At 40.6% G+C, this 26,180-nt stretch carries 12 protein-coding genes; 9 read left to right on the top strand and 3 right to left on the bottom strand.

Features of this window, described 5'->3' with window-relative positions:
• Positions 1 to 2: 2 nt before the first annotated feature.
• The 8 genes from ABEG20_RS15480 (at position 3) to ABEG20_RS15445 (ending at position 8,460) form a co-directional block, all read left to right on the top strand.
• Positions 3 to 1,463 (top strand): RagB/SusD family nutrient uptake outer membrane protein, encoded by a 1,461-nt coding sequence (locus ABEG20_RS15480; protein ID WP_406824191.1) that lies wholly within the window; start codon positions 3 to 5, stop codon positions 1,461 to 1,463.
• Positions 1,464 to 1,477: 14 nt separating this feature from the next.
• Positions 1,478 to 2,836 (top strand): putative zinc-binding metallopeptidase, encoded by a 1,359-nt coding sequence (locus tag ABEG20_RS15475; protein ID WP_406824190.1) that lies wholly within the window; start codon positions 1,478 to 1,480, stop codon positions 2,834 to 2,836.
• A 16-nt stretch (positions 2,837 to 2,852) separates the two neighbouring features.
• Positions 2,853 to 4,169, top strand: coding sequence for a DUF4302 domain-containing protein (locus ABEG20_RS15470; RefSeq protein WP_406824189.1), 1,317 nt, complete (start codon positions 2,853 to 2,855; stop codon positions 4,167 to 4,169).
• Between the two features lie 155 nt (positions 4,170 to 4,324).
• On the top strand, positions 4,325 to 5,848 hold the full coding sequence (locus tag ABEG20_RS15465) for a hypothetical protein (RefSeq protein ID WP_406824188.1): 1,524 nt from the start codon (positions 4,325 to 4,327) through the stop codon (positions 5,846 to 5,848).
• A gap of 224 nt (positions 5,849 to 6,072) precedes the next feature.
• Entirely contained in the window at positions 6,073 to 6,345 is a 273-nt protein-coding gene (locus tag ABEG20_RS15460) for a hypothetical protein (RefSeq protein ID WP_406824187.1), read from the top strand.
• Positions 6,346 to 6,349: 4 nt separating this feature from the next.
• The gene (locus ABEG20_RS15455; protein WP_406824186.1) at positions 6,350 to 6,748 is read left to right on the top strand and encodes a DUF983 domain-containing protein; all 399 of its coding nucleotides are present in this window, start codon (positions 6,350 to 6,352) and stop codon (positions 6,746 to 6,748) included.
• A 112-nt stretch (positions 6,749 to 6,860) separates the two neighbouring features.
• Entirely contained in the window at positions 6,861 to 7,523 is a 663-nt protein-coding gene (locus ABEG20_RS15450; RefSeq protein WP_406824185.1) for a DUF2461 domain-containing protein, read from the top strand.
• A 97-nt stretch (positions 7,524 to 7,620) separates the two neighbouring features.
• Entirely contained in the window at positions 7,621 to 8,460 is an 840-nt protein-coding gene (locus tag ABEG20_RS15445) for an OmpA family protein (RefSeq protein WP_406824184.1), read from the top strand.
• 145 nt (positions 8,461 to 8,605) lie between these two features.
• Here the strand turns inward: ABEG20_RS15445 and ABEG20_RS15440 are convergent, their stop codons facing one another.
• The 3 genes from ABEG20_RS15440 to ABEG20_RS15430 all read right to left on the bottom strand — a co-directional run bounded on the left by ABEG20_RS15440 (position 8,606) and on the right by ABEG20_RS15430 (position 12,446).
• Positions 8,606 to 8,788: a hypothetical protein gene (locus ABEG20_RS15440; protein ID WP_406824183.1), complete on the bottom strand. Its 183-nt coding sequence runs from the start codon at positions 8,786 to 8,788 to the stop codon at positions 8,606 to 8,608.
• 618 nt (positions 8,789 to 9,406) lie between these two features.
• Complete coding sequence (locus tag ABEG20_RS15435; protein ID WP_406824182.1) at positions 9,407 to 9,607, bottom strand: hypothetical protein; 201 nt, start codon at positions 9,605 to 9,607, stop codon at positions 9,407 to 9,409.
• A gap of 247 nt (positions 9,608 to 9,854) precedes the next feature.
• Entirely contained in the window at positions 9,855 to 12,446 is a 2,592-nt protein-coding gene (locus ABEG20_RS15430) for a hypothetical protein (RefSeq protein ID WP_406824181.1), read from the bottom strand.
• Between the two features lie 243 nt (positions 12,447 to 12,689).
• On the opposite strand from ABEG20_RS15430, the gene ABEG20_RS15425 reads away from it, so the two are divergent.
• Positions 12,690 to 26,150: a putative Ig domain-containing protein gene (locus ABEG20_RS15425; protein ID WP_406824180.1), complete on the top strand. Its 13,461-nt coding sequence runs from the start codon at positions 12,690 to 12,692 to the stop codon at positions 26,148 to 26,150.
• Positions 26,151 to 26,180: the final 30 nt, after the last annotated feature.

Here is a 26,180-nt window from a genome sequence, read left to right as displayed (position 1 = left end):
TCATGAAAAAATTATATATATCAATTTTTGCATTGGCGCTCATCTCCACTTCAGGATGTAAAAAGTTTTTGGAGAAAGCCCCTGACCAGAGAACGCAATTAAATAGTGTAGAGAAAGTTGCAGAACTACTCACAAGCGCTTATCCAGAATCAAATTATATTCCTTTTATTGAAACTTCTTCCGACAATGTGGAAGATAAAGGGCCTGGGATTGGCAACGAATCACGTACCATTACGCAGCCCTATTACTGGTTGGATAATGATGACAACGATAGTGATACTCCAACAGCTTACTGGAATTCGAGTTATGAAGCGATAGCGGCGGCAAATGCAGCGCTCGAAGCCATAAATACGCATAACTTTGGTAATGCTGCGCTGCCCTACAAAGGAGAGGCATTGCTGGCCAGGGCTTATGCGCATTTTATGCTAGTGAACCTTTTTTCTAAAGTATATGATCCCGCTACCAGTAACGATTCGCCGGGAATACCATATATGACTGATCCTGAAAAAGTTGTTGTTGGTCAATATAGTAGAGGTACGGTTGCCTCTGTATATGCTAGCATTGAGAAAGATCTTTTAGAAGGATTGCCCTTAATTAAAAACTCATCTTACAGGGTACAAAAATACCATTTTACTGTGGCGGCAGCTAATGCGTTTGCAGCCAGGTTTTATCTTTTCAAAAAGAATTACGAGAAAGTAATTGAATATGCAAGTGCAGTGTCGCCTGGCAATTCATTCGCCACAATTTTAAGGCCCTGGAATACCAGGTACAATACCTATACATTGGATGAAATGTATGTATATTTCACGCAGGCATCAGAACCTTCAACCCTGCTTCTGATAGAAACTGCTTCATCATGGGCTAGAACACGTACCCCGCGCTATGGTTATGGCCAGGTGATCAATAACGAAGTTTTTACCACTAATGTAACGGGAGCACGTTGGTGTTACAAATCAGCATATTATGGTCAGCCACATTACAGTATGCTAAAATGGAATGAGTATTTTGTTAAAACCAGTCCTAATGCCACGATTGGTTTTCCTTATACAATCGTGCCCGTGCTAACGGCTGATGAGACTTTGTTAAACAGGGCTGAAGCTTATGCTGCTTTAGGACAGAACACCCTGGCACTTGCTGATTTAAACACCTATTGCAGTACACGTATATTAAACTATAGCCCCACCACACATGCTGTTACTTTAGCTAAAATTGCTGCCTTTTATGGCACAACAGATCCAAAGGCCGGACTAATTGCTACTGTATTAGATTTCAAAAAGAAAGAATTTACCCAGGAAGGTTTGAGGTGGTTTGATATCTTAAGATATAAATTACCGGTAGAGCATAAAATTTTCGCGGTAAACGGCTCATTTAAAACGATTACACTTGCCGCAGAAGATCCCCGTAAATTATTTCAGCTTCCTTCACAAGTTACACTTTCCGGTGTAGCACAAAATCCAAGATAATTAAGATGATTGTTATGAGAAAACTATTCAATAAGGGAGTTGTAGCAATGTGTGCGCTAACAATTCTGGCATCTTGCAAAAGAGAGGGTACATTAAATGCAAATTTAGATGCCATCGATCAGAACATTATTAAAAATAAAAATTCTACAGATATCTGGTTAGATCAGAATTTTTTGAACCCATATAATATCGAAACGAAATATAGATTTGACCGTTTTGAGCTTCCATCTGGAAAAAATATTACGCCTCCATTGGTAGATCAGGTTATTCCGGCGATGGAAATGGTGCGCGATGTATGGATTAAGCCATACGAAGCAGCAGGTGGTGCCGATTTCATAAAGCGTATTGCGCCAAGGCAGTTTGTATTGGCAGGTAGTGCCGAGTATAACAGTAACGGATCTATCACGTTGGGTACGGCAGAGGGCGGACGTAAAATTGTGCTTTATGTGATCAATTCTTTTGATAAAACAAACATCTCATCGGTGAAGCAAATGATTCAGGTAATACAGCATGAGTATACGCACATTCTAAACCAGACTGTCGATTTTACACCTGAGTATCAAACCGTATCGCGTGGTGGTTATGAAGCCAACTGGACGCAAAGACCATTATCAGAAGCCTATTCATTAGGATTCATTACGCAATATGCCAGGGTATCTCCTGTTGAAGATTTTGCAGAGCAGTCATCAAACATGTTGATGATGGGCCGGGTACAATACAACAGTATTGTTGCTACTGTACCAGCTGATGCACAAGTGAAATTAAAGAAAAAAGAACAGTATGTAGTGGATTACTTTAAAACAGCATTCAACATTGACTTTTACAAACTGCAAAAAGAAGTACAATTGGCATTGTTTAAAGTTTCTGCTCCAGTATTACATCGAATGATTGGACCAGGTGTAGGTTACACAACGCTTTATGCTAACCCATCAACAGATTCAAACCAATCTGCAGAATTTTTGGGATTATGGAATACTGCAAAAACGTCAATGACAGCGGGAGGATTCGTTTTGAAAGATTTTGCAATGACATTTAAAGCGAATAGTGTGATGACGTTAAGATATACATTTACGAATGCTGCCGGCACAACAACATACTTTGCAGATGCAGATTATAATATGGCCTTAAATACTACAACTGGTGTTACTACATTTACTTTATTAACTACTCAACCTACTGGTACGACGTATTCTAACATGGGTGTAATTAATGCAAGAATGGCTGGTGTAAATAGTTATTTTTCGACAGGATCCTTTAGAATAAACTGGATCAATCAGATTATCCCGGGAGAAATTGGATTTTTGGGTTCATTGGGTGCATTCTATAAAACCACAAATGCCAACTCATACTTTTATGGAACAATGGGTAATTAATTAAAAAGAAACCAACATGAAAAAAATATTATTATATTCATTATTGTCTTTAACCCTATTTGCTGCCTGTAAAAAAGAAGAGGTTTTGGTTGATGGACAAAGACCGGAAGAGCGGATTACTGAAGCAGTAACAAAATACACCAATGCGTTAACAGGAAGTACAACTGGTTGGAAAGCTTTTTTATACCCTGATGGTGGTGGCGGTTACTCTTTTTATCTGAACTTCAGTAAAGATAACAAAGTAACCATGTATGCCGACCTTGATATAGATCCTGCCCAAACCAGTAAGGAAAGCACCTATAAGGTAAGAGCGTTGCAAAACCCAACACTATCTTTCGATACTTACAGCTATATGCATATACTTGCCGATCCAAATCCGGCAACCTTTGGCGGTGCTGCGGGTTGGGGCGTATACTCAGATTTTGAGTTTACTTTCGATAAACTTTCTGGTGATTCCATTATGCTTACAGGTAAATTGCTAAAAAGTAAATTGATTTTAGTAAAAGCATCGCAGGCTGAACAAAAATCATATAACGAAAAAGGATTATTAAATTCTATTATGGCGCAGGTAAATTATCTGGATGCCAATCCAAATTTATACATCCAGCCTGATGACTCTGGAACCCGAATCCAAACTTCTTTTGATTACAATAACAAAATTTTTAGTTTGGTTTGGGAAGAAAACGGGGAGGTACAAACAACTTCTACAGGTTTTGCTTTTACCCTTACCGGAATTGTTCTCAAGGAACCATTGATTTATAAAGGTAAAAGTTTCAGTGAATTCACCTGGGATACAGCTAAGCAAGTTTATTTTACTATGGTAAATGGAACCCGTATTGAAATCAAAACCTCGGTAACCCCTATTTTGCCTTTACATACCATCCTTGGTGTTCAATACAGTACCATAACCGCACCAAACGCGGCAACTTATCCGGGTTGGTCAACTGATTTTCAAACTAGAAGAGCAGCTGCGGCAGCGGCAATGCTGGCAGGACCATATGGATTAAGACTTGATAGGATGGCTTTCAAATTCAATTCTATTCAAAAAACGATGGTACTTACGGTAGATATCTATCAAGGTACATCTAGGTTCGTGGGAGATTTCCCTTATACGTATACCAAAACAACGGCAGGAGTATTTAAATTTACAGCCGGAACACCTACTGGTAATGCTGCGTTAATTGTTGGTAATATGGCGCCACTAACCACTCAGCGATTAAATTCAGATAACTTTACAATTGATTATTTTACACACCCTACTACCAGAGCCTTACTTGGTCAGTTTAAAAGTGTAGAAAATCCTGGGTTTACCTTTACAGGTGCATTACAGTAATTTTATTTAAGTATTCTCAAAGCCTCCGATAGATTGGAGGCTTTACTTAATTTTTAAGTTACGTAAAGATCAGCTTTAAAAAGATATAAAGCTTACTTTGTAAATAAGCATACCCTAAAGCTATCCTATTGTTAAAACGTAAATATCTTATAATAATGAAAAAAAACAGTCTAAAAAAAGCGCTTATCAAACCAGTAATTCTTACAATCACAATTTTTTTAATATTAAGTGGTTGTAAAAAAGAAAGCAATCATTCTTCTAAAACGGCTGATAAAGAAGAGGTCAGTATTAAAGATGGCAGATTAGTCTTTGCACATCAAAATTCATTTAAGGATTTAATGCAAAGGGCTCATGAACGCAAATCAACTGATTTAATAAATAACTTTGTCAGCAATTTAACTGGACATGAGAGTTTTATCTCATTAAGACAGGAGGCTATTATTTTTTCTAAAACGGGAAAATTAAGTGCAGTCTCATTAAAAAAATCACTTTCAATGTCTCTTTTTCCCGGTAGAATTCCATTGCAATCTAATAATGATGATCTTTCCCCTCCTGCTGGGCCTGGATTAGAAGAGACTCCCCTAGACAGCTTAGTCCAAGACCCATACTTTGCGAGCATGCTTAATCCGCAAGGGGAAATAGAGGTTGAGAATACCGTCTACAAAGTTACTGGTTACGGTACTTTTATGTCAGCACCAGAAGATAAACCCGAAGTTGATTATTTAGTTGATCAACTAAATAATGGAATATTAACCCTAGATGATATGGTTATAAATGATGGCGAATCATTTTTCAAAATTTCTGGCAAGCCTATTCGGTTATACGACACTTATGGAGCGGTAAATGATCAAAAAGATGATAGAATAAATGTTCAAGACTATCCGGTAACTTACAGCTCTATATATCAATATAGGCCAGATGCTGATGCATGGATATATGATGGTATACCCACTATCCAGTATGGAGGTAAAACTTGGTTTGGAAAACTATTCGAATCTATTAGGGGACGCGATGAAATCTACACGGATAACTTTGAATCGAAAAGACGTGTTAGGGTTACATTTTATAATTCATCGTGGGTGGTGTATTCATCAGTTGGAATTTCAGTTCAAATGCAGAAGAAAAATTGGATTGGTTGGTCGGGAACTGAAGCAAATGAATTGAGATTGGGATGGGACGCTATGGAATATTATTGTGGAGATGCTCCAGCTCCTCCAAGTGCTCCAGTATCATCAGTTCCTCAAAGATTTTCAAAATTAGACTTACCTAAATTAACCAAGGATTATGTTGAGGTCGATCTTCTAGGCTATAATATAACTTTTGATAAAAATGAAAACTTACAGAAGGGGATAAAAAAAATACATGAATTTCTGCCTAGTGTTCCAGGGCTTAAACCGAAAACGGATAGGGATGAAAATTATGCATACAGGGTTTGGAGTAATAGAGCTTTACACAGTATTAGTACAATTTTAGATCGAGATGAAATCATCTCTTATAATACCGAAGGTATCAATAAAACACTGGATTGGTCAGTCGGATTTAAAGTGTCATGGGGTTTTGAGGGGCCGCCAAGTGTAGGTTATGCACCTTTAAAGTTTACGATAACGAGAGCTTCGATTTTTGGAATCGCTAAATATGGTAGTGTTTGGAAAGGTGCAAGGATAGTTGCAGATAAATAAGTTAGAGTAAAATGCATTTGTAATAAATACGGATGGAATAAAGTTATAGAAGACCAAAATTTCTTTCCCCTGCATAAAACTATAAATCCCTATGTACATCAAAATTGAAATACGTAGGGATTTGCGGTTTTATACACTGTTAAAACCTCACCTTAAAAAAGTGAGGTTTTTTTATGACATAATTTTTAAACCCCTCCATGCGTTTATTCCTATATTTGTAAACCATGAAGAAGAAAGCCATTTTGATCCTGTTTGTATTGGTATTTACCTTTGCTGTAAGTCCTAATGTTAACGCACAATGTTCCATGTGTACCATTAATGCCGAACAGGGGGTAAAAAACGGCAATACGCAAACTGCAGGACTAAATACTGGGGTATTGTATCTTTTATCTCTTCCTTATTTAATGGCGGTAATTGTGGGGGTGGTGTGGTATAAAAAATACCGAAAAAAAAATATCCAGCTCAACATGAAGAAAGAACCTTTTAATTTAAATTAAAAGTATGTCTGTTCAAACCACCTCAAAACTCTATGCCATTGTACATTGTAAATGCCCGCATTGTCGCAGGGGAGATATTTTTACAGGCAGTATGTACGGCTGGAACATTCAGCACACCAAAGAAATCTGTGGACATTGTGCACAACGGATAGAAATTGAACCGGGTTACTTTTACGCAGCCATGTATGTTAGCTATGCCATGAATGTGATTGAAATGCTTTTCGCAAGTTTTCTCACCTATTTAATTTTTGGCCCGCTTACCGATGAAACTTTCTGGCCTTACCTGATTGTTATTTTTAGCGGTTGTTTTGTACTTTATCCCTTTAATTACCGTTATTCGAGGATCATATTGCTTCATGTTTTGTCGCCAAATATTAAGTATAAGCCTTATTACGACAAATAGGCAGTTTTTTAACGGTTAGCGAATAAGCGTTTGGCGGGAAATAACCAATTGGCAGTTCGCAATTTGCAGTTACCAATTAACAAATGACCATTGAACGAATGAACCTCAAGATATGCTTAAAAAAGAAACGTTAAACTTTATAAAAGATGTTGCGGAAAATAACAACCGCGAATGGTTTGCTGCGAATAAAGAGTTTTATGAGGCAGCAAAAGCTGATGTTTTGGCTTTGGTAGGTACGCTTATTCCCGAACTGGCGAAGATTGATCCATTGCTTTCTGCAGAGGCAGATCCTAAAAAAAGCCTGTTGCGCATTTACCGTGATGTCCGTTTCAGTAAAAATAAAGATCCCTATAAAAATAACTTTGGTATCTGGTTTTCTGCAAAAAGCAGAGGAGGCAACGAGCCGGGTTATTATCTGCATATACAGCCAGGCAAGAGCTTTATTGCCGGTGGATACTGGATGCCTGATGCACCGCATTTAAAATTGATCAGACAAGAGATTGATTATAATATAGGCGATTTTAAAGAAATTATCAGTGAAAAGGATTTTAAGAAAAACTTTAAACTGGGATTTGATAATGCCCTTAAAAATGCTCCGAAAGGCTACGATCCTGCAGATCCAAACATCGAATTTTTAAAGCTGAAGAGTTTCGAAGCCACTCAAAAAATCGATGATGAAGAATTTTTAAAAGCAAACCTCGTTAATAAGTTGATAAGTTCTTTTAAAACAGTACAACCATTAGTTGCATTTTTACGGAATGCGATAGAGCAGTAGACAGTTAGCCGTTGTCAATCATCAAAAACTAATTACCAATCTGGCTACTTGCTCCTAAATACTTACTACTAAATACTAAACTCCTGAAACTTTAAGTATGAAAAATACCTTTTTTGCCTTTGCTATTCTCCTCTTTTTATCTTCGCTAACTTCTTGCGTAGTGTTATCCCCTAAAAAGTATAAAGCTTTATTGGGGAGTAAAGACTCGCTTTATACCGCTTTTAACGAAGGTTTAATTAAAATCGAAAATCTCGAAAAAGAAGTTGCAAAATTAAAAAAGGATACCACGTTGATGGCTGAAGAGCTTCGCGACCTGCAAAATAATTACAATACTGTTGATGCCAATTACAAAAAGCTTAAAAATAATTCTTCGAGCGAAATTACCAAGTTATCAGGTGATTTGGCTGCCCGTGAAAAACGCTTAAAAGAAGTGGAAGAGGTGTTGCGTAAACGCGATGAAGCCACCAACTCACTCAAAGAAAAATTGCAGCAGGCCCTGTTAGGCTTTACCAAAAGCGGCTTAACTGTCGAAATTAAAAATGGTAAGGTATATGTTTCACTAACCGATAAACTCTTATTTCCATCAGGAAGTATCATTATTGATGAAAAAGGTAAACAGGCTTTAACACAATTGGCGAATGTATTAAAACAGCAGCCCGAAATTAACATTGCAGTGGAAGGCCATACCGATAATCAAAAAATAAATAACCTGGGGCAGATTAAAGATAACTGGGATTTAAGTGTATTAAGAGCTACTTCTGTAGTGCGTTATTTAACAGAGAACGAGAAGGTAGAAAGTGTAAGGATGACGGCTACAGGTAAAGGCGAATTTCAACCCCTGGGTTCAAATGCAAATGCAGATGGAAGAAGTAAAAACAGAAGGATAGAGATTGTACTTTCGCCTAAACTGGATGAACTTTATAATCTAATAAAATAACAGTATTAACATCATGAGAGGGACTAAAAGGTTCCAGGCTCTAAGTTAGAGATCGATTTTAGCATTAGGATGAAAAGCAGAAAACGGGAGCGATCCTGGTGTTTTGCCATGTCTCTGCGCCCCATATAAAAAAATCTATTTAGGATTAGGAAACGGTAGGTCTTTGGTTCTTGGCGGCTTTAGTCCCGCCATTCGCTTCAATCTTTTTGTGCTGCTCTCTTGCTGATTCAGGGTTGCTGCAACAAAAAGTATTTTCGCTGCTGTCGGGTTTAGGAACCGTGGAGTCTGCACCTAACAACCCCACAAATGGAAATACTGCTGTATCCATCTAGCCCCGGTTGAAGCGGTTACCCTGCAGCAACGAGGGACGAGGCAGCGAAGCGTAAAAGCGGAAAACGGGAGGAAATTTAGTGATTTGTAGCGGCCTTGCGCTCCAAATCGGAAAAAGCCTTTAATTTTATAGCTGATCCTGCGCAAAAACAAATAATATCTATGCCAATGTATTTGACTTATCGAGTTCAACAGGATTCGGACCAATTCAAATTTTTTTTTATGATTAGGAAATGAACGTGCAGCGGTGCCTGGGATTTTGCAGTCCCGCCATTCGCTTCAATCTTTTTGTGCTGCTCTCTTGCTGATTCAGGGTTGCTGCAACAAAAAGTATTTTCGCTGCTGTCGGGTTTAGGAACCGTAGATTCTGCACCTAACAACCCTACAAATGGAATACTGCTGTGTTCACTAGCCCCGGTTGAAGCGGTTACCCTGCAGCCACGAGGGACGAGGCAGCGAAGCGTAAAAGCGGAAAACGGGAGGAGACTTGGTGTTTTGCAAAGTCCGTGCGCTCCAGATAAAAAATAATTTTTTGGGATTATAAACCATAGGTCTGTGGTTCCTGACGACTTCAGTCCCACCATAATCTTATCGGTTGATGTCTCACCAACCGAAATCAAATTGTTTTTATGATTAGGAAATGAACGTGCAGCGGTGCCTGGGATTTTGCAGTCCCGCCATTCGCTTCAATCTTTTTGTGCTGCTCTCTTGCTGATTCAGGGTTGCTGCAACAAAAAGTATTTTCGCTGCTGTCGGGTTTAGGAACCGTGGAGTCTGCACCTAACAACCCCACAAATGGAAATACTGCTGTATCCATCTAGCCCCGGTTGAAGCGGTTACCCTGCAGCAACGAGGGACGAGGCAGCGAAGCGTAAAAGCGGAAAACGGGAGGAAATTTAGTGATTTGTAGCGGCCTTGCGCTCCAAATCGGAAAAAGCCTTTAATTTTACAGCTGATCCTGCGCAAAAACAAATAATATCTATGCCAATGTATTTGACTTATCGAGTTCAACAGGATTCGGACCAATTTCATCCATACGAACCGAGTTGAAAACGCAATCTCTATTATAAGTTTTGATGCCGGCGGTAAGATTTTAAAATTTTAAAGGTATGTTCAAATTCGTGGCTGCTAAGGTTAGAATAATCGGGCATGGAAAGCTTATTAGCCGTTAAAAAGTTAAGCAGTTCTTTAATTACGTTTGATACTTCTTCCGATTCTTCAGTATGTTTCAGGGTATCGATCTTACTCAGTAATAAGGCTATTTCGAACATCTTAAAATTATTCTTTTTAGTAATGTCCAAACCGATATTCGTTTCTATGAGCGCTTGTTCGTAGTGGTGTGTGGCATTGTAAAAGTTTGCTTTAAAAACATTAAAACTAGCCAATATAAAGTTGGTATAATAGGTGTAATCGCTGCTGATGATTTTATCTACAAACTGTATAATGCGCTGCGCTTTTTTAAAATAGTTGAGTTTAATGTAGGTTTGGCCTAAATGGAGCAATAAGAACGGCGAAAACACCGAATGTCTGACGTAGAAAATATTCGGATACTTATGCAGTATCGCCATAATAAAACGATGGCATTCTGCATAATTTTTTTGAGAGAATAAGGTAATCACAACCAGTCGGTAAGTAAGCATTTCGGCAGAGGTAATTTCTTCGTTTTTCTTTGGTTTGCTCTGATCGATCTCTTTGCAAAGTTTTATGATTTTATCTTCAAGACTTTTGCTCTCGTTAGGCTTGTTGTTCAGGTTGTTATGGAAATACAGGATTAAATCATAAGGGTTGATCGGAAACAGTTCATTTAACCTTTTATAATTTCTCTTCAGCAGCTGCATGGTATTGGTTAATGCCACTTTATCCACATCAATAAGGTTTACCGTGCACTCTATTACATGCAGCATAATCTGGATGTCTTCGTTCAGTACATTATCCGATATGGTTCTGATGGTTTCTTTGTACAGGTTGCTCATGGTCCGCCCTGCAGCCATAATATCGATAAAATCTATACCTATGCTCAACTTATTGAAGTTTGCATTGGTTTTGCTTAGCTCATATTTTGATACGTAACAGATAAAATCGAAAGCATTGTTTTTTTCACGGTTGGAAAATGGTAGCCTGAATATACTTTTTAAGGCAGCAATTTCATTTCGGTTGATACAAAATCTGATAGACCAGTTAAGGATATGGTCTCTTTTAGAATTTTGACCGGGGAAACTCTTTAGGATGTGTTCGAAAAATAGTTTATCCGGTTTATAATCAAATTTATCGGTAATCTGTATAAATAGAAAATAGGTATAGATATCGTCGTTTAAAAAGCGGACGATTTCTGTAGGAATGGTTGTACTTAACCTTTTTTCTTCAATGATAATGCCAGCATTCAAAAGCTCTTCATAGGCATCGGGATAACAATTAATGTAGCTCAGGATTTTTTCTTTAGCCACCCTTAACTTCTTATTTCCTTCTGAAATGCAATCACTTATTTTTTTAAGGAGAAATATTTTTTCGGTGCTCTTTTTTGCCAGAAATACACGCTTTTCCAAAAAATAGCTGATTAATTCGTAACATAATAACGGGTTATTTAGCTCAAGCTGTTGATTTTCATCTTTAAGCTTGAAATAAACCTGTAACCAGAAAGGTGTTTTAAACTGGTTTAAAAGTGGCAAACTGACGTCTGCCCGATTGATAATTTTATTTTCTATGTGGCTTAAGGTATAGAGTATCTCTTCAACATTTAATGATGGCACATTACTTAGCGTTTCCTCATCATAAAATAAGCCCGTATACCATGTTTTAGTTAAAGATGCAGAACCGTAAATGGCAGGTTGAAGATTGATCCAGGTATCTGTTCGAAGTCCAAAGATGAGCTTAACAAAATTGTTTTCTTCTATACTGTATAAAAGGTCGATAAATATTTTAAAAAAAGCGCTTTTGGCCAAATGTTCATCAATACCATCAACAATAATAATAAATCGGCCTTCTCTCTTTTCAGGGTTTTTTTTAAAAAAACTGATTAACTCGCTAAGGCTCCCGAATTTAAATTCTTTTAAAAACCAATCTTTTAAAGTATCGCCATTTTGGATAATGCTGTTAATACTGGTAGAGTTGATCAGCAACACAACATCGTTTTTATAAAGTGCATTTTCTGAAAAGAAAAAATACTCTACCATATGTGCAAGCAATATCGATTTACCTTGGCCCGGCTGGGCACTTATCGTTGTAAACTGGTAATTGTTTTTTAAGAAATAATCAAAGTCCGGATAAAAAAAACTTCTGTTAGCGGTGGTATTAAACGGAACACCTGAATTGTTTTTTTTTGCGATTAACGATACTTCGGTAATGGCATGTGCTTTTAGCTTTAAATCCTGCCAGATACTTTGGGCAGAGGTTGTCTGACTTTCCTTGTCCTTACAGAAGGATTCCCAATCGTTATAACCTATATATTGCGACAGGCTGTTTAATGTAAATAAAGAGAATTTATGTAAAGTGTTTGCAAAGCCAAAAAATCGTTTGATCGTTGTTTCACTTACATAATTTTTGGTTTCCTGATATACATACTCAGAAATAATCTTACAATGAGCCGGGTCGATATTTCTCAAACCAGATTTTATGAGGACAAACTTCCGGAGTTCGATTAGGAGATCGTTAGCATTCATGAGTTAGCTTATAGGATGACTAATGCTAATGTCATCATAATTTAACAATTGAAGAAATCTATTCACCAAGAAAGACCGGTATGAATAAAATGAATGAAAGGGCATGAATAAAAATGAATAGCAATGGATAAAATAGGAAGCTATTCTAAATTTAGATTTGTCATGATTATATAATGCGACTACAGGAATAGAACCAATACAGTAGCATTAGTACATAGTATGTCTTCTAAAATAACGCCTGATATGATGAAAACCCTTACTTTCTCATCCCGCACAGGGATAATCCGCAATACTTTTATTGCAGTCATCATTCTAATAACGCTCTTCTCCGCCAAATCGTATGCGCAGACTAAAATTTTTGCAAATACGGTATCTGCTCAAAGCAGGGTAGACAATGCAAGCAATGCAACCTTAGACAATAACACTTTCGCTACTGTTAACTCATATGGCGGCATTGCTGTTGGAATAGGGGCATATAACGGGGAACTGGAGTTAAAATACCCGGCTGCTGTTGCTGCGGGAGTAACATCGTATATCAGGATAGATTTTGACGGCGATGTGCTGAACAGGTTGTTAGGTGGTAGTTTAGGTACTTTACTGGCCAATGTAGGTGGAACCGTGATTCTCGGAAACCATTCATTCCAGGTAGGGGCCAGAAATGGTGCCTCGGCTGTTCCCCCAACCGGCGGGAACAGTGTTGATGGATTTTCTTCAGATAACCTGCGGTTGGTAAAAGATGCAAATGGTTTCTTTTACCTGGCAATAACGCCAACACAGGCTTATGATAGGGTTTTTATTAAAGATGTTACCAATGCACTTCTGGTTTCGGTTGCCAATAACACCAAGGTTTATTATGCTTTTTACACTTCTGGTACTGATCCGTGTGCGCAGGCATTTGCTACAGGCTTTGAAGGAACAGGTATTACACTTGATGCCTTACAGCTGGGCAGTTCTGGGGTAACCAATAGTGAAAGGGCAATAGATTCAGATCCAAATAATTTTTCTCAGCTGAGTTTAGGGATACTTGGTGCGGGTTCATCCATTAGCCAGAATTTCTATTTTGCAACGCCATCAAATCCTGGCGACGATATTAACCTCAGGCTTAGCGCTTCGCCTGCATTACTAACTGCAGGGCTTTTACAAAACATTTCTATAACGGCTTATAATGGCGGCAACCAGGTATACACAGGTTCGGCCTCAAGTTTATTAAATCTGGACTTATTAGGTTTACTGAATAGTGGACAGCCGGTATCAATACCTTTTTCTCCAGGTGCCAACGTAGTGTACGACAGGGTGAAGGTTACACTGGGATCAGTTGTTGCCCTAAACCTTACACAAACCATCAATTTGTATGGTGTAATCCGCTCTGCGGGTCGGCCAACGCCAGCAAGCACTGCAATTGCTGCATGTTACAATAGCACGGTAGCTTTGAACGCTACTACTCCGAATACCAACGAATTGAGGTGGTATGAAGCAATAGAGGGCGGAACGGCATTACAAACAGTCGCTTTTAATGGTACTTTTACCACACCGGCATTAACCGCTAATAAAACTTACTATGTTGCCGCCAGAAGGGTAGGCTGTACGGCCGAATCGGCGAGGATACCGGTTGTAATTACGGTAAATCCACAAATTATTTTTAACGGCACCACCTTAACAAATGCCACACCGGGATTTGCTTATTCTAAACAATTGGATGTAGCTACAGGCGGAACAGCAGGTTATACTTATGCTCTGGCTTCGGGAAGTACATTGCCAACAGGTTTAAGTTTATCATCATCAGGTGCTATTACCGGAACGCCAACCGTAGCCAATACCTATGCTTTTTCTGTAGTTGTAACTGATGCCAAAGGCTGTAAAGCAACTGCAACTTATAATTTAACAGTTACGGCTGCATTGGTTCTTACGCCTGGTGCATTGCCTGATGGTTTAACCGGAACGGTTTATCCAACACAGACCATTCCGGCAGCAACCGGTGGTACAGGGCCATATACTTATGCCGCAACAGGTGTTCCGCCGGGTTTAACATTTAATCCGGCAACAAGGGAAATTACCGGAACGCCAACTCAACCTGGAATATATACCATTCCAGTTACAGTGGTTGATGCAAATGGCAATACGCTAATTTCTAATTATACACTAAAAATTACTGATCCTTTATTGTTACCTGCAGCAACTTTGGCTGATGGTACCACCGGAACAGTTTTTACTACACAGATTATTCCAGGCGCAACCGGCGGCACTACGCCTTACACTTATGCCGCAACAGGTCTTCCTCCAGGTTTAACTTTTAATCCATCAACCAGAGCCATTACCGGTACGCCAACAACCATTGGAACTTATACTGTACCGGTTACCGTAACCGATGCAGATGGGAAAACGGTGACCACCAATTATACCATTAACATTAACAACCCGTTGTTGTTACCAGCTGCGACTTTACCAGATGGAACAGAAGGAGCAGTTTATGCTACGCAAACTTTGCCAGCTGCTACCGGTGGTGTTGGACCTTACACCTATGTAGGTAATAATCTTCCTGCAGGTTTATCGTTTAATCCGGCTACAAGAGAGGTTACCGGTACACCAACACAGGCGGGCAATTATGTAATTGGTGTTACGGTTACCGATAGTCAAGGTAAAACGGCAAGCAACACTTATGCTGTTAAAGTAAACGGTACCTTAACTTTACCAACCAAAACTTTACCTAACGGGATTGTTGGCGCTTCTTACTTACCACAAACTTTACCGGCTGTAACAGGAGGAACGTCTCCATATACCTATGCAGCAACAAGTCTTCCGCCGGGATTGTCGTTTAACCCAACTACACGGGAGATTACAGGAACACCAACACAGGGTGGTACTTATAATGTTTCTTTAACCGCTACAGATGCTAACAATAATAAGGCAACAACTACTTATACCCTAACTGTAACGGTAAATGCACCGGTTGTGGCTTCAGCTACAGTATGTACCGGAAGCACGGCTACCTTAACAGTAAGTAACCTGCAGGCAGGTGTAACTTATAACTGGTATGCATCAACAGGAAGTACACCATTGGTAACTGGCAATAACGGTACTTATGTAACGCCAACAGTAAACGCAGCTACAGTATTTTATGTAGAAGCCGTTTCCGGAACGGCAACCAGTTCGAGAACATCGGTTACCGTTTCCGTTAATCCACCTGCAACTTTAGCAACCGTAACTACAAATAACCAGGTAATCAACTCTGGACAAACCACCACTTTAACAGCTACCGCTGACGCCGGAAATACCATTGCCTGGTTTGATGCTCCATCAGCAGGCACACAGGTTGGAGCAGGAACTTCGTTTACTACACCAGCTTTAACAGCAACAAAAACTTATTATATAGAAACCACAAGTAGCAATGGCTGTAAAAGCGCAAGCCGCGTTCCGGTTACTGTAACGGTAATTAACGGCGGTGGCGCAACAGCTTGTAATGCAGCAAATAGTCAGAATACGGGTATTAACGGTATCTGTTTATTATGTGCTGTAAACGGTGCCGGTAACTCTACTGATGCTGATGCAAATAATTTCACCAGGATTTCTCTCGCTGTAGGTGTTGCGGCAACAGGTTATCAACAATTAATTTTCCCTTCTACAGGTGTTGCTACAGATAGTATCCGTTTAGATTTAGCTTTACCATCTGGTTTAGCTGATGTTGGCCTTTTAAATAATGTAACGGTTACAGTACTAAATGGTGCCACGGTTGTAAGAACAGTTCAATTGAACGGTGCATTATTAAGTCTTCAACTTTTATCGGGCAATCGTTTTGCAGCAACTGTTTTAGCTGGTGGCGCTTATGACAGGGTTCAGGTAAGCTTTGGAGCCCTAGCTTCCGCTTTAACCAGTTTAGATATATATGGTGCAACAATAATTTATCCTAACCCAACATTTATTGCCGGTGCGCAATCAATATGTGCAGGCAGCACGGCAACACTAAGTGCAACCGCAAACGGAGGCACTACTTTAGCCTGGTTTGATGCGCCAACAGGTGGAAACCAGGTGGGTACAGGTGCAAACTTCACTACGCCTGCATTAACAGGTACAACAACTTATTATGTTCAGGTTAGTAAAGGAACTTGTTCAAATACAACAAGGGTTCCGGTGGTTATTACGGTTAACCCGGCAATTGTATTTGCAGGTATCACTTTAACCAATGCAACAATTGCTTCTCCTTACAGTAAACAACTTCCGGTAGCTACTGGTGGAACGCCAGGTTATACTTATGCCTTGGCTACAGGAAGTTCTTTGCCGGCTGGTTTAACTTTATCAGCAAGTGGCCTGGTAAGCGGAACACCAACTGCAACGGGTAACCCAACCTTCGATGTTGTAGTAACCGATACGAAAGGTTGTAATACAACAGCAACATTTACATTAACTGTAACACCAGCATTGACCCTGGCGCCAGGCGCATTGCCTAATGGCGTAACAGGTACAGCTTACACAACCAATGGAATTCCAGCGGCAACCGGTGGAACAGGTCCTTACACTTATTCTGCTACAGGTATTCCTCCGGGATTAACTTTTAATCCTGCAACAAGAGAAATTACAGGCACACCCACTCAGATCGGAACCTATACCATTCCGGTTACGGTGACAGATGCCAATGGCAATACAATTACTGCGAGTTATACACTTAAAGTAACAGATCCTCTGGTTTTACCAGCAGCAACTTTAGCCAATGGAACTACCGGCACCGTTTATCCTACTCAAACTATTCCATCTGCTACAGGTGGTTCAACACCTTACACCTATGCGGCATCTGGTCTTCCTCCGGGATTGGCTTTTAACCCGGCAACGAGAGAAATTACCGGTACACCCACACAACCCGGAACCTTTACAGTACCTGTAACGGTAACCGATGCTGATGGAAAAACAGTAACCAATAATTATACAATCGTAGTAGTTGATCCGCTATTTTTACCAGCAGCTACTTTGCCTGATGGAACAGAAGGGACAGTTTACGCTACGCAAACCTTGCCATCTGCAACCGGCGGTGTTGGTCCGTACACTTATGTGGCCAGCAATCTGCCGGCAGGATTAACCTTTAATCCAACAACAAGAGCAATTTCCGGAACACCTACACAGGCAGGAAATTATTCGATCGGTGTAACCGCAACAGATAGTGAGGGCAGAACAGCAAGTAATAATTATTCACTTAAAGTGATAGGTGTATTATCATTACCAGGCGCAACTTTACCAAACGGAATTGTAGGTACACCTTACCCAACACAAACTTTGCCAGCAGTAACAGGTGGAACAGCGCCATATACTTATTTGGCCACAAACCTTCCTCCGGGATTAAGTTTTAATACTGCAACAAGAGAAATTACAGGAACGCCAACTTTAGGTGGAAATTTTACCATTTCTTTAACTGCAACAGACGCTAACGGAAACAAAGCAACAACCGCTTACAGCTTAACCGTAACGGTTGATGCTCCTGTAGTTGCTTCAGCAACAGTTTGTGCCGGAAGTTCAGCCACTTTAAGCGTTAGTAACTTGCAGGGTGGTGTAACTTATAACTGGTATGCTTCTACCGGAAGTACACCATTGGTTACCAATAACACAGGTGTTTTCGTCACACCTGCGGTAAACGCTCCTACGGTATTTTATGTTGAGGCAGTATCCGGAACTGCAGTAAGCCAGAGAACTGCCGTTAATGTTTCGGTTAACCCAGCAGCTACTGCAGCGACGGTAACGACCAACAGCCAGGTAATTAATGCCGGCCAGTCTACTACTTTAATGGCCACGGCCGATACCGGAAATACCATTCAATGGTATGATGCTGCTACGGGAGGAACACAGGTAGGTGCAGGTAATTCATTTACTACACCAATACTATCTGCTACTACCACTTATTATGTCGAAACTACAAATGCCAGCGGTTGTAAAAGTGCAAGCCGCGTACCTGTAACGGTTACTGTACTAAATAATGGCGGCGGTACTGCATGTAATGCGGCCAGTGCGCAAAATTCCGGAATTAACGGAATCTGTTTATTATGCGGTATAACTGGTGCAGGAAATTCTACTGATGCTGATCCTACCAACTTTACCAGGATATCGCTGGCAGTAGGTGTCGGTGGATCGGGTTACCAGCAATTAATTTTCCCTACGGTAGGAACAGCTACAGATAGTATTCGTTTAGATTTAGCCTTGCCTACCGGTTTGGCAGATGTAGGCTTATTAAATAACGTAACTGTTACGGTATTAAATGGTGCTACGGTTGTAAAAACGACACAATTAAATGGTGGATTGTTAAATCTCCGACTTTTATCTGGTAACCGTTTTGCAGCAACTGTATTGGCAGGTGGCGCATACGATAGGATACAGGTTAGTTTCGGTGCATTAGCTACCGTCTTAACCAGCCTGGATATTTATGGGGCAACTGTGATTTATCCTGATCCTACGGTAACCGCCGGTGCGCAAACTATTTGTGCAGGAAGTACGGCAACATTAACTGCAACGGCAAATGGCGGTACAACATTAGCCTGGTACGATGCAGCAACAGGTGGTACACAATTGGCCACTGGCGAAACATTTACCACTCCAGCTTTAACAGCTACCACAACTTATTATATTCAGGTAAGCAAAGCTGGTTGTCCGAATACCATAAGAATTCCGGTAACTGTAACGGTAACACCAGCATTACCAACACCGGTGTTGGCAACCATTGCGAATGTTTGTGAGGGATCATCAGCAACTTTATCTGTTGCTAATCCAGATGCTTCGGTAACCTATAAATGGTATGATGCTGCGGTAGGCGGAAACCTGGTTTTCACAGGTGCAGTATTCTCAACACCAGCTTTAACAGCGGCTACTACTTATTATGTAGAGGCTGTTCAAGGAAACTGTACAAGTGCTGTACGTGCAGCCGCAGCTGTATCCGTAAATCCACGTCCGGCTTTACCTGCTGTAACCGCTAGTTCATCAACAGTGAGTGCAGGACAAACTGCAATTTTAACAGCTAGTTCTGCAGATCCTACCCATACTTTCAACTGGTATACTTCAAATACTTCAACTACACCTGTTTATGTAGGCGCAACTTATGTTACTCCACCATTGCTGGCTACTACAACTTACTACGTGGAATCTGTTTCTACTAACGGTTGTACTTCAGCAAGCCGTGTTCAGATTACCATCACTGTTGATGGAAACGGATCTCCAAATCCTGTGCCTTGTGAGGCAGCAATAACGCAAGTTGGGGGCGTTACTGGTGTAGCTTTATTATCAGGTGTGTTTAATCCAACATTAGCTATTGATAATGACACACAAACCGCATCTTCATTGGTGATGCCGGTTGGGGCACTTGGTGCATCAGTTTATCAAAGAGTGGGTTTTGGTTCATTATCTAAAGTTGGGGATACCGTACGTGTTTTAGTATCATCACCAGGAAAACTATTATCACTTTCTCTTTTAGGAAACGCTTCAATTACATCTTATGTGGGAGCCAATAGTAATGGTGATTCGAAATTATTGAATGATAACTTGCTCAATGTTCAGTTATTAAGCGGTAATACCCAGGCTTTAATTACTTTTGTTCCAACGAATGTTTTCGACGGGGTAGAGGTTAGGTTAAACTCAGGTGTATTGGGAGCCCTGACATCAATCAACTTAAATTACGCACAGCGAATTTTGGTTGCACCTACTGTAGCATCAGGTAACGTTACAGCTTGTGTTGGTCAAACTGCGCAGCTTGAAGTAAGCAACCCATCGGCAAGTTTAACTTACAGATGGTACGATGCCACAGGTACCTATTTAACTGGTAAAGATGGTATCATATTCACTACGCCAATACTAACAGGCGATACTAAATTCTACGTTGCCGCAGTTTCTGCCACTGGTTGTGTGAGTTACAAAACAGCGGTTAATGTAGTTACAAATCCGGCACCGGTAGCACCAGATCTACTTTCAGCATCTGTTAATACTTGTCCGAATACTTCGGTTACGCTTCAGGTTAAAAATCCGATTGCAGGTACAACCTATAACTGGTACGATACTGCCACATCTGCTACCGTCTTATTTACTGGCGACAACTTCACTACACCATCAATTGTTGCAGATAGAAGTTACTTTGTTGCGGCAGTAAACAGCTGTGGTAGCTCATCAACAAGAACTGAGGCCAAAATCATATTGGGAACGATTGATATTCCGGTAATTACACCACCATCGATCACAATCAGTGAAGGTTCTGTTGCGGTGTTAAAGGCAACTTCTAGTACAGCAGGAGCAACTATTAACTGGTACACTACTGCAAATGGCGTGGTTCCTGTGTTTACCGGCGAAACTTATGTAACGCCACAATTAAGCGCCACAACAACTTATTATGTTGAGGCGACAATTCCTGGTGGATGTACTGCAACCAGCAGGGCTACTGTAACTGTCACCGTTGTGCCTAACGGTAATCCGGTAGTTACACCTTGCGGCGCAGCAACTACAACAGTGGCAAGCGGTGTAACAGGGGTAGCAGTATTGGCTGGCGTTTATAATCCAACATTCGCGGTTGATAACGACATCAATACAGGGTCTAGCCTGGTTATTCCTGTGGGCTTATTAGGTGCATCTGTTTATCACCAGGTAGGTTTTACAGGATTATCGAATGTTGGCGATACGCTGAGAGTTAAAATTACCACTCCTGGTACATTACTTTCGGCAGGTGTATTGTCTAACTTAACGGTAACTACTTTCCAGGGTACAACCAGCAATAATGATGCGGTATCTGTATCCAACCCATTAATCAACTTACAATTATTATCAGGCGGAACATCGGCCATATTAACTTTCGTACCAACCAGCAGATTTGATGGTGTAGAATTGAGGTTAAACTCAGGACTTCTTGGTGCATTAACTTCTGTTAATTTAGATTATGCCCAAAGGGTAATCACTACGCCAACCGTTACAACAGCTACTGTAAGTGCTTGTCAGGGATCATCTGCAACCTTAAGTGTACAGAATCCACAGGCAGGTGTAGTATATAAATGGTACTTAGGCACAACTTACCAGGCAGGAAAAGACGGATCAACTTTCACAACAGACCCTGCTTTAGCTGCAGGAACTTATACTTATTCAGTAACCGCCACGGCTAATGGTTGCGAGACTCCTGGAGCCAAAGTAACGGTAACCATTTTAACGCCACCAGTACCACCGGTTCCATCAACTAACAATCCTGCTACAACTTGTATCGGCTCATCTGCTACTTTAAGCGTACAGGCCGTTGCAGGAGTAACTTATAACTGGTACGATGCTGCGGTAGCCGGAAATATGCTGGTAACCAACAACAGTAGTTTTACCACATCTGCGTCGCTTGCTGCAGGAACATATGATTATTATGTTGAAGCGGTAAGTGGAACAGGTTGTTCAAACTCAACGCGTACAAAAGTTTCTATTACGGTTAATCCATCAGCATCACCTGCTGATGTAACCATTGCCGGAAATACATCACTATGTGCTTCTGGTACAACAGTGCTTACAGCAACCAGTACAACCGTAACCAGTCCGGTATTTACCTGGTATACTGATGCTGCTTTAACACAGGTTGCCTATGTTGGGGCAGTATTTAATACACCAGCAATTAACACAACCACCAAATACTATGTTACGGTTAGTGGAACAAATAAATGCGCAAATACAGCAGGTAATGCAAAAGAGGTTACCATAACGGTAAACCCTGTGGCTACCCCGGCTGATATTAGCCTGGCAGGAACAAGTACCGTTTGTGGGGGGGCTTCAGTTACTTTAAATGCAACCAGCACAACTGTAACCAATCCGGTATTTACCTGGTACAGTGATGCTGCTTTAAGTACAGTGGCATTTACAGGTGCCAATTTTATTACTCCGGTACTTAGTGCAACCACCACTTATTATGTGACGGTTAAAGGAGATAATAAATGTGAGAATACGGCGGCTAATGCAAAATCGATCACCATTACGGTTAATCCTGCAGCCACAGATTCAGATATTGCTATTAGTGGAATTACATCAATTTGTAAGGGATCGACAGCAGCATTATCTGCTTCAACAACAACGGTAATTAATCCTGTATTTACCTGGTACAGCAATGCTAATTTAACTACAGTGGCTTATGTTGGGGCTAGCTTTACTACACCTGCACTTAATGCAACCACCACTTATTATGTAACTGTAAAAGGGGATAATAAATGTGAGAGTTCAGCTGCAAACGCCAAGGTTGTTACGGTAACGGTTAAAGAGTTTGCCACATCTGCTGATATTGCAGTAAGTAATGCGCAAATCTGTTCAGGTTCTACCGTAATGTTAATGGCTTCGAGTACCACGGTTACTCAACCGGTATTTACCTGGTATAGTGATGCTTCCTTAACAAATGCAGTATTTACCGGACCAACTTTTACAGTAACGGGTTTAACCGCCACCACTACTTATTATGTAAGTGTTAAGGGGGGCAATAAATGTGAAAATAGTGCTGCAGATGCCAAACCGGTAACTGTAACGGTTAATCCATTGGCTACCACTACAGATATTATTCTCAATGGAAGCACTGCTGCTTGTGCAGGATCATCGGCGGTATTAAGTGCAACTTCGGCAACCGTTACCAATCCGGTATTTACCTGGTATAGTGATGCGGCTTTAACTAATGTAAGTTTCATTGGTGCAACATTTACTACACCACCATTAAATGCTACTACTACTTATTATGTAACGGTTAAAGGCGACAATAAATGTGAAAATGCGCCTGGTACTGCAAGGGTAATTACCATTACCGTTAGTCCCGTAGCTACCGCTGCTGATATTACTGCTGCTGATGCAACCATCTGTTCAGGATCTAATACTACGCTGGTAGCAAGTACAACAACTGTTACCAACCCAGTCTTTACCTGGTACAATGATGTCGCTTTAACTTCAATAGCCTACGTAGGTACATCATTTGTTACCCCGGTATTAACGGCAACAGCTAAATACTACGTAACGGTTAAGGGCGATAATAAATGTGAAAATTCAGGTATTACCGCAAAAGTGGTAACTGTAAACGTTAATCAGGGTGCAACAGCTGCTGATATTAGCCTATCAACACCTACATTGATATGTGGATCGGGTACTGCAGTAATCAATGCGAGTTCAACAACCGTTACCAATCCGGTATTTACCTGGTATAACGATGCCTCGTTAACCAGTGTAGCCTTTACCGGGCCAATATTTACCACACCGGTGCTAACAACCGCCACCACTTATTATGTAACTGTTAAAGGAGACAACAAATGTGAAAATACAGCAGTAAATGCAGCAGTAGTCACTATTAAAGTTAATCCGATAGCAGTTGCAAGTGATATAGTTGTAAATGGGTCAACAAATATTTGCGGAGGATCTTCAGCAATACTAACTGCAAGTAGCACAACGGTTACTAACCCGGTATTTACCTGGTATACCAACGCAACCTTAACTGATGTAGCTTTTGTTGGTGCAGTATTTACCACACCTACACTAACCGCTGGTACCACTTACTATGTAACGGTTAAAGGCGACAATAAATGCGAAAACAGCGCAGCAACGGCTAAATCTGTAAATGTTGTAGTTAGCCCGGTAGCTTCGGCAACTGATGTTACAGCCGCCGATGCAACTATCTGCGCCGGTTCATCAGCAAGTTTGGTAGCCAGCACTACAACAGTAATCAATCCGGTATTTACCTGGTATAGCGATGCTGCTTTAACAATACCTGTATTCACAGGAGCAACATTTAACACACCAATATTAACTATAACAACTAAATATTACCTGACAGTTAAAGGCGATAACAGGTGTGAAAGTTCTGCCGCAAATGCAAAAGTGGTTACGGTTACGGTAAATGCAGGCGCAACAGCTACTGATATTACGCTATCGACTCCAATAGCGGTATGTGGTTCCGGCACTGCAGTAATCAATGCCAGTTCAACAACCGTAACCAATCCGGTATTTACCTGGTATAATGATGCTTCGTTAACCAGTGTAGCCTTTACCGGACCAATATTTACCACACCGGTATTAACGGCTACCACAACTTATTATGTTACTGTTAAAGGAACTAACAAGTGTGAAAATACGGCAGCAAACGCTAAAACAGTAACTGTTACTGTTAATCCAAATGCTGTAGCAGCAGATATTGCCGTAAACGGATCAACCTCAGTTTGTGCCAATACAGCAGCAGCATTAACCGCAACAAGCACAACGGTTACTAACCCGGTATTTACCTGGTATAGCGATGCTACTTTAAATACAGTGGTATTTACCGGAGCAGTATTTAATACGCCTACATTAACAGCAAACACCACTTATTATGTAACGGTTAAAGGTGATAACAAATGTGAAAACACCGCTGCAACAGGAAGGGCAGTAGCCATTACGGTAAATGCATCACCTAACAACCCAGTGGTATCGGCTCCAAATGGAGGTATATGCGCTGGTGATGGAGCCACACTAACAGTAACTAATGCACAGGCAGGTGTTACTTACGAATGGTATAATGCAGCAGTTGGTGGGAACTTATTATTCACCGGCACAACATTTAATGTAACAGCATTAACCACAACAACAGATTACTATGTTTTAGCAATTGGAACAGGTGGATGTAACAATAGCGGTGGTCGTGTAAAAGTAACGGTTATTGTTAACACAAAACCATCGGTACCAACGGTAGCTGCTACATCGGTCAGCGTTTGTACAGGAAGTTCAGCAATATTAACGGTTACGAATCCTCAAACGGGTGTAACCTATAATTGGTACACCGCATCAGCAGGCGGAACATTAGCCGGAACAGGTATTAACTTTACAACACCTGCAGTTATTGCAAATGTTACTTATTATGTTGAAGGCGCAAACGGAACTTGTATATCATCATCCAGAACACCAGTAAATGTAATTTCACTACCTGTACCAGTTGCACCGGCATCGGTAACAGCTGCAAGTGGAACACTTTGCGCAGGTAGCTCAACTATATTAACGGTAAATAATCCGGTAGCCGGATTAGTGTACAGATGGTACGCTGCAAGCTCGGGCGGAACAGTGTTGGCAGAAGGTATAACCTTTAATACACCAAACTTAAATGCGACAACAATCTATTACGTAGAAGCGATTGCAGCAGGTGGTTGCGCAAGTGCAACAAGAACAGGTGTTACGGTAACTGTACTGCCGGTATTAGATAAGCCAACAGTAGTTGTACAAACTACTACAGCAAATAGCGTAACGTTTGCCTGGGCTGCGGTTGCAGGAGCTACGGCATACGAAGTTTCGTTAGATAATGGTTTAACCTGGGTCAACCCAACAAGCGGATCTACCGGAACAACGTACTTAGTATCAGGCCTGAAACCAGATCAAAATGTAAGCATCCTGGTGAGAGCTAAAGGTCAGACTGCATGCCAAACCAGTCAAAATGGTTCAGCAACCGGCAAAGCAGCCAATCCTTTTGGAGATCAGGTTTACATACCAAATGCATTTACACCAAATAACGACGGGAAAAACGATATATTCTTAATCTACGGTAACACCATATCAAGTTCAAAAATGAGTATTTACACCCAATGGGGGCAGTTGATATTCCAATCAGACAATGTTGCAAACGGATGGGATGGAACTTTCAAAGGGGTAAATCAACCGAACGGCGTTTATGTGTACATGGTTGATATTACCTTCAGCAATGGAACAACATCGATGAGAAAAGGTACAGTTACGCTGATTAGATAAGAAGAGGATTAATCATAAACAGATAAAATA

The sequence above is a fragment of the Pedobacter sp. KACC 23697 genome (assembly GCF_045348445.1).
GTDB lineage: Bacteria > Bacteroidota > Bacteroidia > Sphingobacteriales > Sphingobacteriaceae > Pedobacter.
The sequence above is the reverse complement of the archived record's forward strand: the minus strand, read 5'-3'. Positions and strand labels throughout refer to the sequence as shown.

Coding starts and splice junctions, on each gene's coding strand:
- ABEG20_RS15450 (WP_406824185.1), top strand. CDS start 6,861: ATGCTTAAAAAAGAAACGTTAAACTTTATAAAAGATGTTGCGGAAAAT.
- ABEG20_RS15480 (WP_406824191.1), top strand. CDS start 3: ATGAAAAAATTATATATATCAATTTTTGCATTGGCGCTCATCTCCACT.
- ABEG20_RS15455 (WP_406824186.1), top strand. CDS start 6,350: ATGTCTGTTCAAACCACCTCAAAACTCTATGCCATTGTACATTGTAAA.
- ABEG20_RS15470 (WP_406824189.1), top strand. CDS start 2,853: ATGAAAAAAATATTATTATATTCATTATTGTCTTTAACCCTATTTGCT.
- ABEG20_RS15430 (WP_406824181.1), bottom strand. CDS start 12,446: ATGAATGCTAACGATCTCCTAATCGAACTCCGGAAGTTTGTCCTCATA.
- ABEG20_RS15445 (WP_406824184.1), top strand. CDS start 7,621: ATGAAAAATACCTTTTTTGCCTTTGCTATTCTCCTCTTTTTATCTTCG.
- ABEG20_RS15475 (WP_406824190.1), top strand. CDS start 1,478: ATGAGAAAACTATTCAATAAGGGAGTTGTAGCAATGTGTGCGCTAACA.
- ABEG20_RS15425 (WP_406824180.1), top strand. CDS start 12,690: ATGATGAAAACCCTTACTTTCTCATCCCGCACAGGGATAATCCGCAAT.
- ABEG20_RS15435 (WP_406824182.1), bottom strand. CDS start 9,607: ATGGATACAGCAGTATTTCCATTTGTGGGGTTGTTAGGTGCAGACTCC.
- ABEG20_RS15440 (WP_406824183.1), bottom strand. CDS start 8,788: ATGGATACAGCAGTATTTCCATTTGTGGGGTTGTTAGGTGCAGACTCC.
- ABEG20_RS15460 (WP_406824187.1), top strand. CDS start 6,073: ATGAAGAAGAAAGCCATTTTGATCCTGTTTGTATTGGTATTTACCTTT.
- ABEG20_RS15465 (WP_406824188.1), top strand. CDS start 4,325: ATGAAAAAAAACAGTCTAAAAAAAGCGCTTATCAAACCAGTAATTCTT.